The organism is Roseburia sp. 831b, assembly GCF_001940165.2.
In the GTDB taxonomy this organism is placed as follows: Bacteria; Bacillota; Clostridia; order Lachnospirales; family Lachnospiraceae; genus Roseburia.
The window spans coordinates 2834798-2851026 of the sequence record NZ_CP135162.1; the positions used below are offsets into that span (position 1 = coordinate 2834798).

17 protein-coding genes are annotated in these 16229 nt (G+C 40.9%); 14 read left to right on the plus strand and 3 right to left on the minus strand.

The window, feature by feature from the left end; genetic code table 11:
* The first annotated feature begins 13 nt into the window (after positions 1-13).
* The 4 genes from BIV16_RS13125 (at position 14) to BIV16_RS13140 (ending at position 5201) form a co-directional block, all read left to right on the plus strand.
* Positions 14-1432 carry an ABC transporter substrate-binding protein gene (locus BIV16_RS13125; RefSeq protein WP_075680228.1) on the plus strand — a complete coding sequence of 473 codons (1419 nt, stop codon included), beginning with the start codon at positions 14-16 and terminating at the stop codon, positions 1430-1432.
* Positions 1433-1722: 290 nt separating this feature from the next.
* A complete protein-coding gene (locus BIV16_RS13130; RefSeq protein WP_075680227.1) occupies positions 1723-2772 on the plus strand; it encodes an alpha/beta fold hydrolase in 1050 nt (349 codons plus the stop codon).
* On the plus strand, positions 2726-4024 hold the full coding sequence (locus BIV16_RS13135; protein WP_075680226.1) for an MFS transporter: 1299 nt from the start codon (positions 2726-2728) through the stop codon (positions 4022-4024). Before BIV16_RS13130 ends, BIV16_RS13135 begins: the two co-directional genes overlap by 47 nt.
* 340 nt (positions 4025-4364) lie before the next feature.
* Entirely contained in the window at positions 4365-5201 is an 837-nt protein-coding gene (locus BIV16_RS13140) for an AIM24 family protein (RefSeq protein ID WP_075680225.1), read from the plus strand.
* An 82-nt stretch (positions 5202-5283) separates the two neighbouring features.
* On the opposite strand, the gene BIV16_RS15775 is transcribed toward BIV16_RS13140, so the two are convergent.
* Positions 5284-5427: a type II toxin-antitoxin system YoeB family toxin gene (locus tag BIV16_RS15775; protein ID WP_278335603.1), complete on the minus strand. Its 144-nt coding sequence runs from the start codon at positions 5425-5427 to the stop codon at positions 5284-5286.
* Between the two features lie 305 nt (positions 5428-5732).
* On the opposite strand from BIV16_RS15775, the gene BIV16_RS13145 reads away from it, so the two are divergent.
* From BIV16_RS13145 to BIV16_RS13160, 4 genes are all read left to right on the plus strand, one after another.
* Positions 5733-6701, plus strand: coding sequence for an ion transporter (locus BIV16_RS13145; RefSeq protein ID WP_075680224.1), 969 nt, complete (start codon positions 5733-5735; stop codon positions 6699-6701).
* 170 nt (positions 6702-6871) lie between these two features.
* Complete coding sequence (locus tag BIV16_RS13150; protein WP_075680223.1) at positions 6872-7513, plus strand: MerR family transcriptional regulator; 642 nt, start codon at positions 6872-6874, stop codon at positions 7511-7513.
* Positions 7494-7817: a YbjQ family protein gene (locus tag BIV16_RS13155; protein ID WP_075680222.1), complete on the plus strand. Its 324-nt coding sequence runs from the start codon at positions 7494-7496 to the stop codon at positions 7815-7817. Before BIV16_RS13150 ends, BIV16_RS13155 begins: the two co-directional genes overlap by 20 nt.
* A 246-nt stretch (positions 7818-8063) precedes the next feature.
* Positions 8064-10193: a hypothetical protein gene (locus tag BIV16_RS13160; protein WP_075680221.1), complete on the plus strand. Its 2130-nt coding sequence runs from the start codon at positions 8064-8066 to the stop codon at positions 10191-10193.
* A gap of 71 nt (positions 10194-10264) precedes the next feature.
* Here the strand turns inward: BIV16_RS13160 and BIV16_RS13165 are convergent, their stop codons facing one another.
* Together BIV16_RS13165 and BIV16_RS13170 are read right to left on the minus strand one after the other, a co-directional pair.
* Positions 10265-10924 carry a phage head-tail adapter protein gene (locus BIV16_RS13165; RefSeq protein ID WP_330546314.1) on the minus strand — a complete coding sequence of 220 codons (660 nt, stop codon included), beginning with the start codon at positions 10922-10924 and terminating at the stop codon, positions 10265-10267.
* Between the two features lie 55 nt (positions 10925-10979).
* Positions 10980-11426 (minus strand): GNAT family N-acetyltransferase, encoded by a 447-nt coding sequence (locus BIV16_RS13170; RefSeq protein WP_075680220.1) that lies wholly within the window; start codon positions 11424-11426, stop codon positions 10980-10982.
* Positions 11427-11645: 219 nt separating this feature from the next.
* Here BIV16_RS13170 and BIV16_RS13175 point away from each other — a divergent pair, with 219 nt between their 5' ends.
* The 6 genes from BIV16_RS13175 to BIV16_RS13200 all read left to right on the plus strand — a co-directional run bounded on the left by BIV16_RS13175 (position 11646) and on the right by BIV16_RS13200 (position 16191).
* Positions 11646-12485, plus strand: a complete 840-nt coding sequence (locus BIV16_RS13175) for a hypothetical protein (RefSeq protein WP_143524730.1) — start codon at positions 11646-11648, stop codon at positions 12483-12485.
* Between the two features lie 7 nt (positions 12486-12492).
* Positions 12493-13674: an SLC13 family permease gene (locus tag BIV16_RS13180; RefSeq protein ID WP_075680218.1), complete on the plus strand. Its 1182-nt coding sequence runs from the start codon at positions 12493-12495 to the stop codon at positions 13672-13674.
* A gap of 101 nt (positions 13675-13775) precedes the next feature.
* Positions 13776-14573 (plus strand): glycerophosphodiester phosphodiesterase, encoded by a 798-nt coding sequence (locus tag BIV16_RS13185; protein ID WP_075680217.1) that lies wholly within the window; start codon positions 13776-13778, stop codon positions 14571-14573.
* 177 nt (positions 14574-14750) lie between these two features.
* Positions 14751-15302, plus strand: coding sequence for an NUDIX domain-containing protein (locus tag BIV16_RS13190; protein WP_075680216.1), 552 nt, complete (start codon positions 14751-14753; stop codon positions 15300-15302).
* Entirely contained in the window at positions 15299-15733 is a 435-nt protein-coding gene (locus BIV16_RS13195; protein ID WP_075680215.1) for an N-acetyltransferase, read from the plus strand. Before BIV16_RS13190 ends, BIV16_RS13195 begins: the two co-directional genes overlap by 4 nt.
* On the plus strand, positions 15730-16191 hold the full coding sequence (locus BIV16_RS13200; RefSeq protein ID WP_075680214.1) for a GNAT family N-acetyltransferase: 462 nt from the start codon (positions 15730-15732) through the stop codon (positions 16189-16191). Before BIV16_RS13195 ends, BIV16_RS13200 begins: the two co-directional genes overlap by 4 nt.
* The last annotated feature ends 38 nt before the right edge of the window (positions 16192-16229 follow it).

A 16229-nucleotide genomic window follows, 5' to 3' on the forward strand; every position in this document is an offset into this window, starting at 1 on the left:
AGGAGAGAACAAAATGAAAAAGAAAGTGGTTTCCGTAATGCTTACAGTAGCTATGGCAGCGTCCATGCTTGTAGGTTGTGGTAGCACAGGAACAACAGACACAGGAGCAGTTGACAACGCAGCAGGAGAGGAGACAGATGCAGGAGTCTCTGAGAATGAAAAAAATCCGACAGCACAGCCGTTAGACACATCTAACTTAGACGGAACAACGATTACATTCTGGCATTCTATGGGCGGTGTCAATGGAGAGGCATTACAGACACTTGTAGATAAGTTCAATGCAGAAAATGAATATGGAATTACCGTAGATGCACAGTATCAGGGCGAATATGATGATACGATTAACAAATTAAAAAGTGCACAGATTGGAAATATGGGAGCAGACCTGGTACAGATTTATGATATCGGAACACGTTTCATGATTGATTCCGGCTGGATTGTTCCGATGCAGGAATTGATGGATCAGGCAGGATTTGACAGTTCCGTCATCGAGCCAAACATCGCAGCATACTACACCGTAGATGACGAGCTTTACTCTATGCCATTTAACTCTTCCACACCAATCATGTATTACAACAAGGATATGTTTGACGCAGCAGGCATCACAGAGATTCCGACAAGCTTAGAGCAGATTGCCAAAATCAGCGACAAACTGACAACAGACGGTGGCGCAGAAGAGACGATTTCTCTTGGCATCTACGGCTGGTTCTTTGAGCAGTTTGTATGCAAACAGGGCGCAGCTTACGTTGACAATGGAAACGGACGTGAAGCAGCAGCAACCGCAGTAGATTTTGATAAAAACGGTTCCGCACTTGCGATTGCAAAAGAATGGAAAGCCTTAAGTGATGCAGGCGTTGCACCAAACGTAGGACGTGGCGGTGACAGCGGCATCACAGATTTTACAGCAGGAAAATCAGCCATTACATTAGGCTCTACTGCATCTTTGAAACAGATTTTAGAGGATGTAAACGGCAGTTTTGAAGTCGGAACAGCTTACTTCCCAAGCGTAACCGACAGTGACAAAGGCGGTGTATCCATTGGTGGTGCTTCCCTTTGGGCATTGAACAACAATGATGCAACAAAACAGGCAGCAACCTGGTTATTTGTACAGTACTTAGTATCCCCGGAATCTCAGGCATACTGGAACGCACAGACAGGTTACTTCCCGGTTACGACAGAAGCAGCATCCGAAGATGTTTATATCGAAAATATGAAACAGTATCCACAGTTCCAGACCGCGATTGACCAGCTTCATGATTCCGCACCGGAATACGCAGGTGCATTACTCAGTGTTTTCCCGGAGGCAAGACAGATTGTGGAGACAGAAATTGAAAACATGGTAAACGGCCAGCAGACACCGGAAGAAGCAGTGGATGCGATGGCAAAACAGATTAATTCTTCCATCGAAGATTACAATTTATTAAACGAATAAGCTTCCTCCAAAAGAGGCTGTTGCACTCTGATGCGCAGTCTCTTTTTTTGTATGAAATAGTCATAAGATAGTTAATCCTTGATTTATTGCAAAATGGAACAAAAGCAGGACCATTTTGTGCCATCTTAATCTTCATACAAAAAAATTACCCGCATTTTACAAACGCACGAGTCAGATTTTACAGGCAAAAAGTAAAGTAAAAGTGTTCTTGGATGAGGAAGAACTTCTTTATATGAGAAAACAGATGATGGTTGGAAACAAATGAATCATGATGTGAAAGCAGGGAAAACATGGACGAAAAATTCGCAGAGAATTGTAAAGTTAAAACAGGAATTTTCCGGAATGCAGCAGGCGGACTGAATTATTACTGTTCTTATATTCCGAAAAATCCAATCGCAAATGTAGTGATTTGCCACGGCTTTTGCGAGTTCGCGGAAAAATATGACGAAGTGGTGGAAGCTTTTTTGAAAAAAGGATATGCCGTCTACTTACCGGAACATCGTGGACACGGATATTCACAGAGGGAATGTAGCGACTGGGATAAGGTGTATATTCGTTCCTACGATGATTATGTGCAGGATTTGTATTGTTTCATTCAAAGAAAAGTTGTGCTGAAACAACGCAAAACCTTTTTGTTTGCACATTCCATGGGCGGCGCCATCGGGGCACTTTTTTTAGAAAAATATCCGACGATTTTTGATGCGGCGGTTTTTTCTGCTCCAATGTTTGGAATACGGACCGGAAAATGTCCGCAGCCGATTGCACACCTGATTGCAAGGATGGCATGCCTTGTGGGACAGGGGACAGCGTATGCAGCAGGGCAGCATGGTTTTGATGGAAAAGAAGATTTCAAAAACAGCAGTTGTACATCCGAGGAAAGCTATCAGCGTATTTTTAAATTGCGAAAAGAATGCGTGGCATATCAGACGTATGGTGGAACTTATCAATGGCTGTTGGCTGGAATACTTGCCACGAAACAGTTGTTAAAGCGGAAAAATATGAAGAAAATACGGATTCCGGTACTGATTTTTCAGGCAGAGTGGGATCACATGGTAAAAAATCGTGCGCATCTGAAATTTCTAATCGGAACAAAACAGACTTCGTTATTGCGCATAGAGGGAAGCAAACATGAAATTTTTCACGCAGGCGAAGCGCAAAGAAAGGTTTATTACGAGCAAATGTTTTCCTTCTGGGATGAGCAGCTTCGGGAGGAAACAGCCGTAATGACGGAGCCATCTTTGGAATGGCAGAAAAAGAATGATAGGGTGATAACAAGAAAGGTATGGCAGAGAAATGAAACAAAAATTAACGAAACTCGAAAAGTATTGGATCTTATATGATGTTGGAAATTCCGCATTCACATTGCTGGTTTCAACGATAATTCCAATTTATTTTAAAAATATGGCATCGGCAGCAGGTGTATCTGCCGCAAATTCAACCGCATATTTAAGTTATGCAATCTCAATTTCCACCATGATTGTCGCAGTGTTAGGACCGATTTTAGGAACGCTCGGCGACAATAAAAACCACAAGAAACCATTATTTACATTTTTCTTTATGATGGGTGTGCTTGGCTGTGCATCTCTTTCGATTCCGAAGGCATGGCTGGCATTTTTGGTGCTGTTTGTTCTTGCAAAAGTCGGATTCTCCGGCAGCCTGATTTTCTACGACGCAATGCTTGTGGATGTTACCACGGAGGAACGCATGGATGAAGTGTCCTCCCACGGTTTTGCATGGGGCTATATCGGAAGCTGTGTGCCGTTTGTGATAAGTCTGGTGTTTGTCTTAGAGTCTGATAAAATCGGCATTTCCGGTAGTCTTGCGATGACGATTGCATTTCTTGTCAATGCGCTTTGGTGGGGACTTGTGACGATTCCACTTTTGAAACATTATGAACAGAAATTTTATGTGGAAAATTCGAAAGCAGAAAAAGAGAGCCTGGCAAAGAAATTAGGGGAAGCCGGCGCCCGTCTGTTTGGTGTTTTCGGTGAGTTGAAGGAAAATAAAAAGGTATTATTGTTCTTATGTTCCTTTTTCTTCTATATAGATGGAGTTTACACCATCATCGAGATGGCAACATCTTATGGAAAAGATGTGGGAATCAATGACACCAGTCTTTTGCTTGCACTGCTCTTGACACAGATTGTAGCGTTTCCTTGTGCTATTCTTTTTGGAAAACTGACACAGAAATTTGAGACATCCCGTCTTATTATGGTTTGCATCATTGCATATTTTGCAGTTGCAGTTTATGCCATTCAGTTAGATGCCGCATGGAAATTCTGGATGATGGCAACTTTTGTAGGTGTGTTCCAGGGCGCAATCCAGGCATTATCCCGCTCCTATTATGCGAAAATTGTGCCAAAGGAAAAATCGACAGAATATTTTGGAATCTTCGATATTTTTGGAAAAGGAGCTTCCTTCATGGGAACGATGATGATGGGTGTTACCACACAGATTTTCCATACTTCAAAAGCAGGTGTTATCGCGATTGCGGCAATGTTTGTGGTAGGTCTTGTGCTATTCATTGCGCAGGTAAAACAGGAAGATGTGGTTGACATAAAATGTGGCATGATGGGAAGTGCCAATGAATAGGTTTATTCGAAAAGTTATGAAAATTGGATATAAAATGAAGTAGCGGAAAAGCAGCTTACATTTTTCTTGCTGGCAAATTGTACAAAGTCACAGAAAGAGACTTGCCTTTGTGCAATTTGCCAGTAACTAATTTGTGGGCTGCCTTTTGACACCCCAATCTTTATAGGAAATTGCTGTGCAGGATTCTTTTTTCAGTTACCAGGAAATGATTTTGAAAAATACTCAACTACATTTATAGTTATAAGTGCAGCAGTTATGCGCAGGAACCTTGAAGAGAAAAGATGACTTATGTTATAGTAAAGGGAGTTACGAAAATTAATTTTTATTGGGAGGGAATAAGATGAAAATCTTAAATTTACAGAATGAAAACAGAAAATTTGTGAAATCCGTGGGGAATTTTCATGTTCTTGAGTATATGCAGGATGCCAGTGTATCGATTGCAAATGCTCAGACAGAGTATTATATGAGTCAAATGAACATCAGAAGACGCCAGATTGTAATTGATATCGACAAGGATCACCCGGCAATTATTCAATCCGGCGCAATGCAGTGGATGGGCGGCAATGTGCAGGCAACATCCGGTGTAAAAGGGGTAGGAGATTTTCTTGGAAAAGCGATAAAGGGTGCAATGACAAAAGAAACAGCTGTAAAACCGGAATATGTCGGAGAGGGATGCCTGGTTTTAGAACCTACCTATAAATATATTGTTCTGGCAGATGTATCGCAATGGGGACCTGCCGGTATGACAATTGAGGATGGAATGTTTCTTGCATGCGACGGAAATGTAAAAAATAAAGTTGTAACCAGAAAAAATCTCTCTTCCACAATGCTTGGAGGGGAAGGATTTTTTAACCTTAGCCTGTATGGCAACGGTGTGGTAGCATTGGAATCTAATGTTCCGGAAGAGGAATTAATTGAGGTTGTATTGGAAAATGATGAATTGAAGATTGATGGAAACCTTGCAGTATGCTGGTCTTCAAATCTGGAATTCACGGTAGAGAGAACGACAAAAACGCTGGTAGGTTCCGCTGTGAGTGGAGAAGGGCTTGTCAATGTTTACCGTGGAACAGGAAGAGTTTTGATGTGTCCAGTAGCGTCCACAGCATCTTATTTTGAAGCAACAAATAATATGGAAGCAAAAGCTGCGGCTCGAACCAGCAATACGTTGGGCAAGTAGAATTTTTACCAGGAAAATGAAAAAATATGAGTAATGATAAACTTGAGAAAAAGTTATTTTATGGAATTGTTATATACAAATTCTAATCTTCATAGTGATACATGCAAGAATATATAATGGGATTCTGGTTAGTATCATAATTATAGGTAAGCCGGTGTTCCTCTGTGATGCGCCGGCTGCATACCTTTCTATGTTTCAACGGTTCAGGTTTACCAATTTTGGTCAAATATAAGCGCCAAATGGAAAATTGTCCAATCTACTAAGAAAAATAGGATGTTATGTAAACTAAAATTGAAAGTTTGGGCAAATGGAAACAGAAAGTTTATGATTACCCAATATAGGAAAGAAAAACGCCTAAAATTGTATAAATTTTTTTAAAATAAGTTATAATTATCCAAATACATATTTATGTAAACCAGATTCGAGAGGATTTCGCGTGATTTTGGATAAGAAATGAAAAATGAATCTTTAATTATCCAATATGATATGGCAAATTAAGAAATCAAGAACAACCGTGGAAAGGTAGAAAATATGCAGTCCGTTGACAGTCATAAAACTTTAAAAGAAAGAATATTCAACATCATTCAGATTGGGGACAAGAGCAACCGGATCAGCCGGGGGTTTGATATTTTTATTACGATTACGATTTTATTGAATATTGCCGTCACATTTTTGCAGACGTTTGAGCAGTTAAGTAATTTAAGAGGATTCTTTGACGTGGTGGAATATGTGACGATTCTTATTTTCTGCGGAGAATATCTGCTCCGTATCTGGACGGCGGATTATCTTTATCCAGAGAAAAGAAAAACGTGCGCAAGGCTTCGTTTCCTGATTTCCTTTGACGGAGTTGTAGATTTTTTAACAATTGTGCCTGTTTTCTTTTTGTCCGGTTTTGTCATTTTCCGCATGCTTCGCGTGGCACGAATTTTTCATTTGTTCCGGCTCAATGCGAAGTACGATTCGTTTAATGTCATTACGACCGTTCTTTATGAAAAAAGAAATCAGATTATTTCCTCAGTTTTCATTGTTGTAATTTTAATGCTGGCGAGCAGCCTTTGCATGTACAGCGTAGAGCATGATGCGCAGCCGGATGTTTTTCGAAATGCATTCAGCGGTATCTGGTGGAGTATGTCGACGCTGCTTACGGTTGGCTACGGGGATATTTATCCAATTACAACATTAGGCAGAATTATGGCAATCTGCATCGCATATCTTGGCGTCGGAGCGGTGGCAATCCCGACCGGTATCATCAGTGCAGGTTTTGTGGAGCAGTATCAGCGAAAAAGTAATCTTTCCAATTTAAGAGAGACGGACATCAAAGAGGTTGCAGAAATTTTTGTAGACAAGCGTTACGCGGCGAAAACGGTGGAAGAGGTCGAAGAGAACGAGCAGCTTACCATCTTTTTGATTTTGCGGGATGATCTTTCGATTTTGCCACAGAAGGACACGGTTTTAAAACTAAACGACATCATTGTGATTCGTGGAGAGAACGAAAATTAAATTTTTTCAGGCTTCATGGGGTGAAGTTGGAACTTTTTTCAAAAATTTTCACTTTTTCCTTGACCTTCCACCTTGTGGAAGCTGTATAAACAAGGTACATCGAAACGCAGGACACGCAAATTTGATGAAGCAAGTCAGAAAAGTTTGCAGCGTAAAAATGGAGGAGTAACATGAAAATCAAGCAGGTGGAAGAGCTGGTTGGTATCACCAGCAAAAACATTCGATTTTACGAAAGCCAGGGGCTTCTCACACCGGAGCGTGCGGAGAACGGATATCGTGAATATCATCAGAAAAACATCGATACCTTAAAAAAGATTAAGCTTTTGCGAAAGCTGGGTGTGTCGGTGGAAGAAATCAAGGCGGTATTAGATTATGATATGTCGCTTGACGAATGTTTAGAGAGGCACAAGGATACCTTAAAAAAAGAATGTGCGAATTTGGCCAACATGCAGAAACTTGCAGATGCAATCCTTCAGAATCAGAATACGCTCGACAAGTTAAACACAGATGAGTGGCTTGATGAGATGGAAAAAATGGAGAAGGAAGGAGTGGATTTTGTGAACGTAAGCAAAATTGACGTACACAGAAAGAAAAAGCTGGGTGCTGCAATCGGTGGAATTTTCATGATTGTTTTAATGGCATTTGTCATGGGAATTTTGCTGTGGGGCAATAGCCAGGAACCAATTCCCACCGCATTGCTTGTGTTACTGATTGGATTCCCAATTCTATTTATCATTTGCACGGTGGTTGCGTTGAGAAGCAGATTAAAAGAAATCGAAGGAGGAGAAGAAGATGAAGCTGCTAAGTATTGAATATATTCCAGGAAAGGAAATTGAAGCATTAGGAATGGTAAAAGGAACGGTCGTGCAGACTAAAAACATCGGCCGTGATTTTATGGCAGGTATGAAAACACTGGTAGGTGGGGAGATTGTAGGTTATACCGAGATGTTAAACGAAGCCCGCCAGATTGCCGTAAAGCGCATGGTTGACGAGGCAAAAGAGCTCGGGGCGGACGCCGTTATCGGTGTAATGTACGGTTCTTCCCAGGTGATGTCCGGGGCTGCAGAGGTGATTGCATACGGTACCGCAGTCAAAATCCTAGGAGACGCAAAATAGAATATGTCAGGATGCCAATCGGATAATCTTAGCTTAAATAACAGGTGGGATGAAAGGATATAGAATATTCTTTTATCCCATCTGTTATTTAAAGAGTAAGTTGTCCGATTGACCTCCTAACATTTACACAAAATACAGACCACATTCAAAAAACCATCACATAAGCCTTGTATCTTATAGCCATAAGATAAATAAAAACAGCCGGCAACAAATCCGGCAGGTTTGGAAAGGCAAGGATTATGAATTATGAAGAATAAGATCATTATGGGAATGCTTACCGTTGCTGTTACAACAGCAAGTTTTAATCTGGTAGCATGTGGTACGACAGAAGAAAGTACAAACGTAGTTACATTAAAAGATACAGAAGTGGTTGGTACGGTTGAAAGTGTAGATGACGATACCATCACATTGACATTAGGAAGTGTCGTAGAAATGAATAACGCCGGTATGGGAGGCGGAATGGGCGGTGGCCAGGATATGGGCAACCCGCCGGATATGCCAGGTGGCGACTCATCAGGTAATACAAATGGTGGAGATACACAAAATAGTGATGCATCCGGTCAGGCATCGGATAGTGATACACAAAATAGTGATTCTTTAGACCAAGGTGCACCAAGTGGTGGAGCACCGAGTGGAGAGGCACCAAGCGGAGAAGCACCGAGTGGAAATGCACCAGGTGGAGAAGCACCAAGTGGAAATGCACCAGGTCAGGATGCATCATCCGATGAGAATACAGACAGTACAGAAGATGGCAATACACAAAGCGATAGCACAGAAAGTGACAATACAGAAAACGCATCTGGGCAGGACAAGGGAAGTACATCCGATGACAATACAGATAACTCCGTATTTGTGGCATCCGAGACAACAGCAACTTTTACAGTAAGCGACACCTCTGTATTAGAGGACACCAGCATGGATGATATTTCAGAAGGAACTATTCTGGAAGTAACATTAGATGAAAACGGAGAGATTGAAAGTATTTCCGTCTTAGATATTTCGGAATACGGTGCAGCTTCCCAGGATGGTCAAATGGCAAACGGAGCACCGGGCAGCAGTTCGGCATCCGATATTACATACACTGCGGTCAATGAGATTACAGAAGATACACAGTTAGACGGTGAAACCATTTCTTCCGATGGAACCGATGAAAGTGCTGTTTTAGTATCAGATGGCGCAACAGCAACACTTAGCAATCTGACGGTTGACCGGACATCATCGGACAGTACCGGTGGTGATAATTCCAGCTTTTACGGAGTTGGTGCAGCACTTCTTACCACAAATGGAACTACATATGTAAATAAATCTACAATCACAACAGATTCGGCAGGTGGCGCAGGTGTTTTTTCCTACGGTGATGGTGTAACTTATGTGGCAGACAGCACTATCACCACAAAACAGGATACGTCTGGTGGTATTCATGCAGCAGGTGGAGGAACACTCTACGCAAGGGATTTGAATGTTGAGACAAATGGCGAATCTTCCGCAGCAATCCGAAGCGACCGTGGTGGCGGAACCATGGTAGTAGATGGCGGAAGCTATACTTCAAACGGAACAGGTTCTCCGGCAGTTTATTGTACCGCAGACATTACCGTAAATGACGCCAAGTTAAATGCGACAAATTCCGAAGGAATCTGTATTGAAGGTTTGAATACGTTACGTTTGTTTGGATGTGACCTGACATCTAATATGCCGGATAACGAGCAGAACGATAACACCTGGTCTGTTATTTTATACCAGAGTATGTCAGGCGATTCCGAGGTCGGAAACAGTGAATTTTATATGGTAGGCGGAACACTTACATCTCAGAATGGAGGACTGTTCTACACGACAAATACGGGAAGCAGTATTTTATTGTCCGATGTCGATATCAACTACTCCGATGACGATGATTTCTTTTTACAGGTAACCGGGAACACGAATCAGAGAGGCTGGGGAACTGCCGGAGAAAACGGTGCGCAGTGCATTTTTACCGGAGATAATCAGGAAATGCAAGGAACCATTGTTTACGACAGTATCAGTACCCTTGATTTCTATATGACAAACGGAAGCACCCTCACAGGTAACTTTGTCGATGACGAAACTTATGCCGGAAATGGCGGAGACGGATACTGTAACGTATATCTCAGTGATGATTCCACCTGGGTTGTAACTGCGGATTCTGAAATTGATGATTTATACAATGCAGGAACTATTGTGGATGAAAATGGTGATACTGTTTCAATTGTAGGAACAGATGGAACAGTATATGTAAAAGGAACAAGTTCCTACACTATTACCGTAAAATCCTATTCTACCGAGGATAAGAGCAGTGAGGCACTGCAGACACCATCTTACGGTGACTACGAGGTGGATAAACCATCTGAATTGGTTTAAGCAGAGGAAAATGAAAACGCATGGATGTATCGTTGAAAGGTACATCCATGCGTTTTCTCATCCCCTAAATTTTATAAATGTATCCTATTTTTTATCCGAATACACGCTTCGGTATGCATAATCCAGTGTCTTGAAAAAGGCATTTGAATTAATCCGCGAATATCCTTATTACACCAATAATCAATCAGCCAGATTGCATTTTCGTCTGTGCTTACAACATGCAAAGATTTTAAAAGTTCTTTTTTCTCATCCGATATGTTCTGCTTCAGGTCGTTGTAAGATAATCCCCGAAGAATCCGCTCCGTGCTATTTTTTACATCAAAAATATACGAATAGAGTTCCTGTAAATCAAGCTGTTTGGAAAAATCTGCAATCTGCTGTTTTACAAGTTCGTTTCCGGTTGTAATGATAGGAGAATGGATGCGTTCCTGATAATTGCCAGAAAAAAATACCTGCTCGTCTCCGCTTATCAAGGTATGTGCAACAATATCTTCTATGCGGAAAATATGCCAGATGGAATAAGCAATCGTTTTGCAATGATAACCGTTTGCATTTATAAAAGGAATTGCATGAAATTCTTCCCGACATAGCTCATCATGAAAAGATACCAAGGTTGCCATCAATTCGTTTCGCAAATCAAATAAGGTATGGATGCCATCTTCGAAAGTGTCTTTCCTTTTCAGCTGTGTTTGCATTGTCTTGTTAAGTGCAGACCATTCTTTGTTCATCATCAAATCCCCCTGCTAAACCTTGATTTTTCTATTTCCCCACTTAGGAGGAAAAATGTTACCGTCTTAATTTGACGATATATTCCGTCGTGCCTTCCTCGAATTCCTTTTCCCCGGTCAGACAAAAGCCATGTCTCTGGTAAAAAGCGATGGCGCGTGTGTTCTTTTCCAGTGCCCATAAGTGGTCAGCGCCAAATTCCCGGATGGCATAAGTAATGAGTTCATGGCCAATGCCCTCGCTCTGGAAACAAGGTTCCACATATAATTTACAGATTTCGGTGCCCTGTATCTGCAGAAAGCCCTTTATCAGACCATCATCGAAAACGTAAAGTTGATTTAAAATTTCCTCTTTTTTCAAATAATGATCGATGAGGGAAACAACCTGCAATTCCCCAAAAGAAAAAGATGGATCCTTGAAAATTGGAAAATAATTGATTCTGTTGTTAAAAATATAGATTTCTGCGATTCTGGATAAATCCGTGGTGGCTGCTTTTCGAATGTTCATTTTGGTCTCCGTTCTGTGTGCATGATGTATGAAAAATATCGAAATTGTGTAGTTTTTTGATTTTATGATAATAAAGCAGCTGCTTGCCTGTCAATCATTATTTCTTGCACCGCACATAGGACACAAAAAATTAAGAGAATCTTTCTTGTACAAACAAAGCAGAAATGATACCATTTGTAGAGATAGGTGAATGTGTCAAAAGAAAGGCATGGTAAAAAAATGAAGAACGCAAAATTATATCGTGCAGGCGCTGTATGCTTACTGATTGCAGTGCTGGCAGGAAGTATCATAAACCAGAATCTGAAAAAGGAGAGACAGATTGCCCGGATTACAGCGGCAGTGGATGAAATTGGAACCTTAATCAACATTTGTTATGAGACAAAGATTACAGACGAGAGTGAGACCGATGGAAAAACGGGGATTGACACAGAAGTCTGGGCAGATTTTGAAAGTGGAAAATGGGTTGCTGTCTACGCAAAAGAGGATGCGGATACCAAGGAAATCTATCAGTCCAGGCTGTATGATGGAACGAACAGCTATTCGACGACAGAAAAAAATAGTGGATGGGAAAAAGAGGAAACGGCAGCAGAGACGACACCGAATCTGTCTAATTTAAAAGAATTTTATTTTAATGAAGATGACTTAACCAACGTAAAAGTAAAAAAAGAAGACGGACTTACCACGATTCAGGCATCCCTGACGGAAAAAGCATTGGAAGATGCTTACCAGAGCGGGATTTCTTCGGCAGAACAAAGTTATAAATATTATGTAAACCAAGACGCAGATTCCAAGGATGCAGCAGCATTATTGGTGGAATCGGCAAAACAGACGCAGATGTTGGGCATTGATGTGACTTATACCATCGACGCAAATGGTGTGCTGGTTCAAAGCATACTGACGCAGCAGTATCAAAGTCCTGAAATTTTAAGCAACGACGGAGAACATTCCTTAGGAGCGTTGACATCACATACGGTAACATATGAGAAAAGAGTGTTAAGCTACAACAGTTCCGATGCGGCTCAAACGATAAAGGACTACATAAAATCGTTAGAGGATTAAAAGGAACATGAAACAGGCAGTTTTTACGTTTATCAAAAAAGAGACCGTGCTGGTGGTTGCGACAATACTAGCAATTATTTCAGCATTTTGGGTAAGACCGGATAAAGCATATTTTTCTTATATTGACTGGAGAGTACTTGGCATTTTATTAAGCCTGATGTATATTATGGCAGGCTTTCAAAAGCATGGTGTTTTTCAAAAAATTGGGAAATGGTTATTGCAAAAGACAAGAAATACAGTGCAACTTGCCGCAGTTCTGGTATTTCTTTGCTTTTTCTTTAGCATGTTTATCACAAATGATGTGGCATTACTGACATTTGTTCCGTTTGCGATGCTGATTTTAAAAAGTTGTAAGCAGGAAAAATTGTTAATACCGGTGATTGTATTGCAGACCCTTGCAGCAAATCTTGGAAGCATGTTAACGCCGATTGGAAATCCGCAAAATCTGTATTTGTACCAGTTTGGCGGTTTTTCCGTAGGGGAATTTGTGCAGGTGATGCTGCCCTATACGGTAACATCCGGGATTTTACTTTTGGCAGGCGTGTTATTGCTGGGGCGCCAGAAAGAAACAATTACAGTTGTAATTGAAAATGAGGAAGAGGTATCTCAGAAAAAAGAGTTACAAGGAAAGCAGTTCATGACAGGAGGCAAATCACAGAGGATATCTTCTAAATGCAAGATAACGATTTACACGATTTTTTTCCTGCTAAGCCTTCTTGTGGTGGGAAGAATGATTCCATGGTATCTGGTTTTGGCACTCATTTTTCTTGCGGTGCTTGTACTCGACCGGGATGTGCTAAAGAACGTGGACTATTGCTTGTTGCTGACGTTTATCAGCTTTTTCATTTTTACAGGAAACATGGGAAGGATTCCGTCCATCCAGAGTGGGTTGCAGCAGATGGTGGCAGGACACGAGCAGTTGATAGGCATTCTGGCAAGCCAGGTCATCAGTAATGTGCCAGCAACGTTGTTGCTATCAGGATTTACCGACAATCTGAAAGGGCTTTTGGTGGGGGTCAATCTTGGCGGACTTGGCACACTGATTGCATCGATGGCAAGTCTGATTTCCTATAAAATCTATGCGCATCAGTATAATGAGAAAAAGGAACGCTATTTTCTTTGGTTTACAGTGGCAAATATTATTTTCCTGTTGGTGCTTTTGCTGGCAGCATTTATATTGTCCCGATAAGTTTTACCTATTCTTTACAAAACCTTTTCCAATTATTTTACATAGAAACGTTATGATAATGCAGTAAATAGCGTAAAGTATAAAAAAAGGTGGAAGAAAAAATGGAGAGAACATTAGTTTGGGCACACCGTGGAGCAAGCGGATATGCCCCGGAAAATACAATGGAAGCCTTTCGAAAGGCTTACGAAATGGAAGCAGACGGCATCGAGTTAGATGTTCAGATGACAAAAGATGGTGAACTGGTCGTAATCCATGACGAGACAATTGATCGTGTCAGCAACGGAACCGGCTGGGTGAAAGATTATACATTTGCAAAATTGCGTAAATTTAATTTCAATAAGACACATCCGGAATATATTCATGCGGAGATACCAACATTAGAAGAAGTTTATGAGTGGATAAAGACGACAAATATGACCATCAATGTGGAAATCAAGAGCGGTGTTGTCTTTTACCCGGAGATTGAGGAACGAGTGCTCGATTTGACAGAGCGAATGGGATTAAAAGACCGCGTGATTTATTCTTCGTTCAATCACTATACGGTACAGAAAATCAAGGAATTAGACCAAACCGCAGAGACCGGAATGCTTTACAGTGATGGAATTATTTCGCCAATCAGCTACTGTTCCTATGTAGTTGGTGCAGATGCTCTCCATCCGGCGCTTTACAACCTGCAATATCCAAATTTTATCCAGGATTGTAAAAAGGCCAAAAAGAAACTTCATGTCTGGACAGTAAATGAGGAAAAATACATGCGGATGCTCTGCGAGAACCAGGTAGAAGCCATGATTACCAACTACCCGGACCGTGGAATCGAGATTGCAAAAGAATACCGCAATGGGAAAATTCTACCAGAACTCATCCGTGTGCTGGAGCGTGAAAAAGCAGCAAATGAATAAATAAGAAGAAATAGGAAAAAGAAGGGACAACAAGCTATGTCGTTTGGAATAAGAACGACATGACAGCGTTGTCCCTTTTTTCGTTAAGGTCTGGATAGGTTGAGGTTATAGGAAAAAACAGATATAATAAAACTATAATGGAAAAAAAAGTTTGCAAAATTAAGGGAGCAGCGAAAAATGAGCAGGAACGCAGAACTAAGATTAGACTTAAAGGATACGCAGTGGGACTATGAATATACAGACAACGATAGAAATATCGCGCGGGCAATTGTATATGACGAAGATGGCTGGTTTTATTTTGTAAGAGTCCAGAGAGATGATGATTTTGGAAAAGCTACTTTAATTGAAACATCAGGCGGAGGAGTCGAGGCCGGTGAGGATTTGAACTCTGCGATTAAGCGTGAGCTAAAGGAAGAACTAGGTGTACAAGTGGAAGTAATCTGTAAAATCGGGGTAGTCAGTGATTACTATAACCGGATTCACAGACACAACATCAACAATTATTTCTTATGCAAAATTCAATCATTTGGGGAGAAAAATCTGACAGAGGACGAAATCCAGCGTTTTCATTTATCAACATTAAAGCTGACATATGAGCAAGCTGTCCACGAATATAAAATGAGGTCAAACACGAGACTTGGAACGCTTATTGCAAACAGAGAACTACCGGTGTTGCAGCGTGCAAAAGAAATCATGGATATGAAAATAGAAAATGGATGTTTATTATGATTAGAAAATTACAGAAAACGGATATAGATAGGGTCGCGGCAATATGGCTGGACAGCAATCTAAAAGCGCACGATTTCATTCCGGCGCAATATTGGAAAGATAATTTTGAACTGGTAAAAGAACTATTGTTGCAGGCAGAGGTTTATGTGTATGAGAGCGGGCAGGAAATACAGGGCTTCATAGGCTTAAGTGAAGAATACATAGAAGGCATTTTTGTTGCAGGCGAGGTACAGTCGCAGGGAATCGGAAAATGTTTGCTCGATTTTATAAAAGATAAAAAAGAAACGTTATGTTTAAATGTGTACCAGAAAAATATGCGTGCAATACGTTTTTACCAAAGAGAAGGTTTTGAAATTCAAGGTGAAAGCCTCGACGAGGATACGAATGAAAAAGACTATGTCATGATATGGGAAGGAAAAAGGAACGCATGAATATAAAAATACGACCGGTAAAACGGCAGGATTACGATAGATTTTCAAATATTATGGATCAGGTTCAGCAGCTTCACGTGAATTGGAGACCGGATGTATACAAGCCAGCGAATCCATTGATTACAAAAGAAATGTTTGAAGAGATTTTAAAAGAGGATAACTGGTATGTGGCGGAAGATAGCGAACGTGTGGTAGGTGTCCTGGAAGTGCTAAGACGCCATGTGGAGAGTCCTTCGCAGGTAACAAAAGATGTTCTGTTTATCAGTACAATGGCAGTGGATGAAGCTTACCGTGGAAAAGGTATTGGGCATAAATTTTTCGAGAAGGTGAAGCAACTCAAAGAAGAAAAAGGCTGTGATACGATTGAATTACAGGTAAATGCCAGGAATCAAAGAGCGTATGAAATGTATAAGAAATATGGTTTTACGGAGAAGTCAATCAATATGGAATTGAAATAAACATGTTATGAAGTAACGATGTGATGCAGATGAAGGAG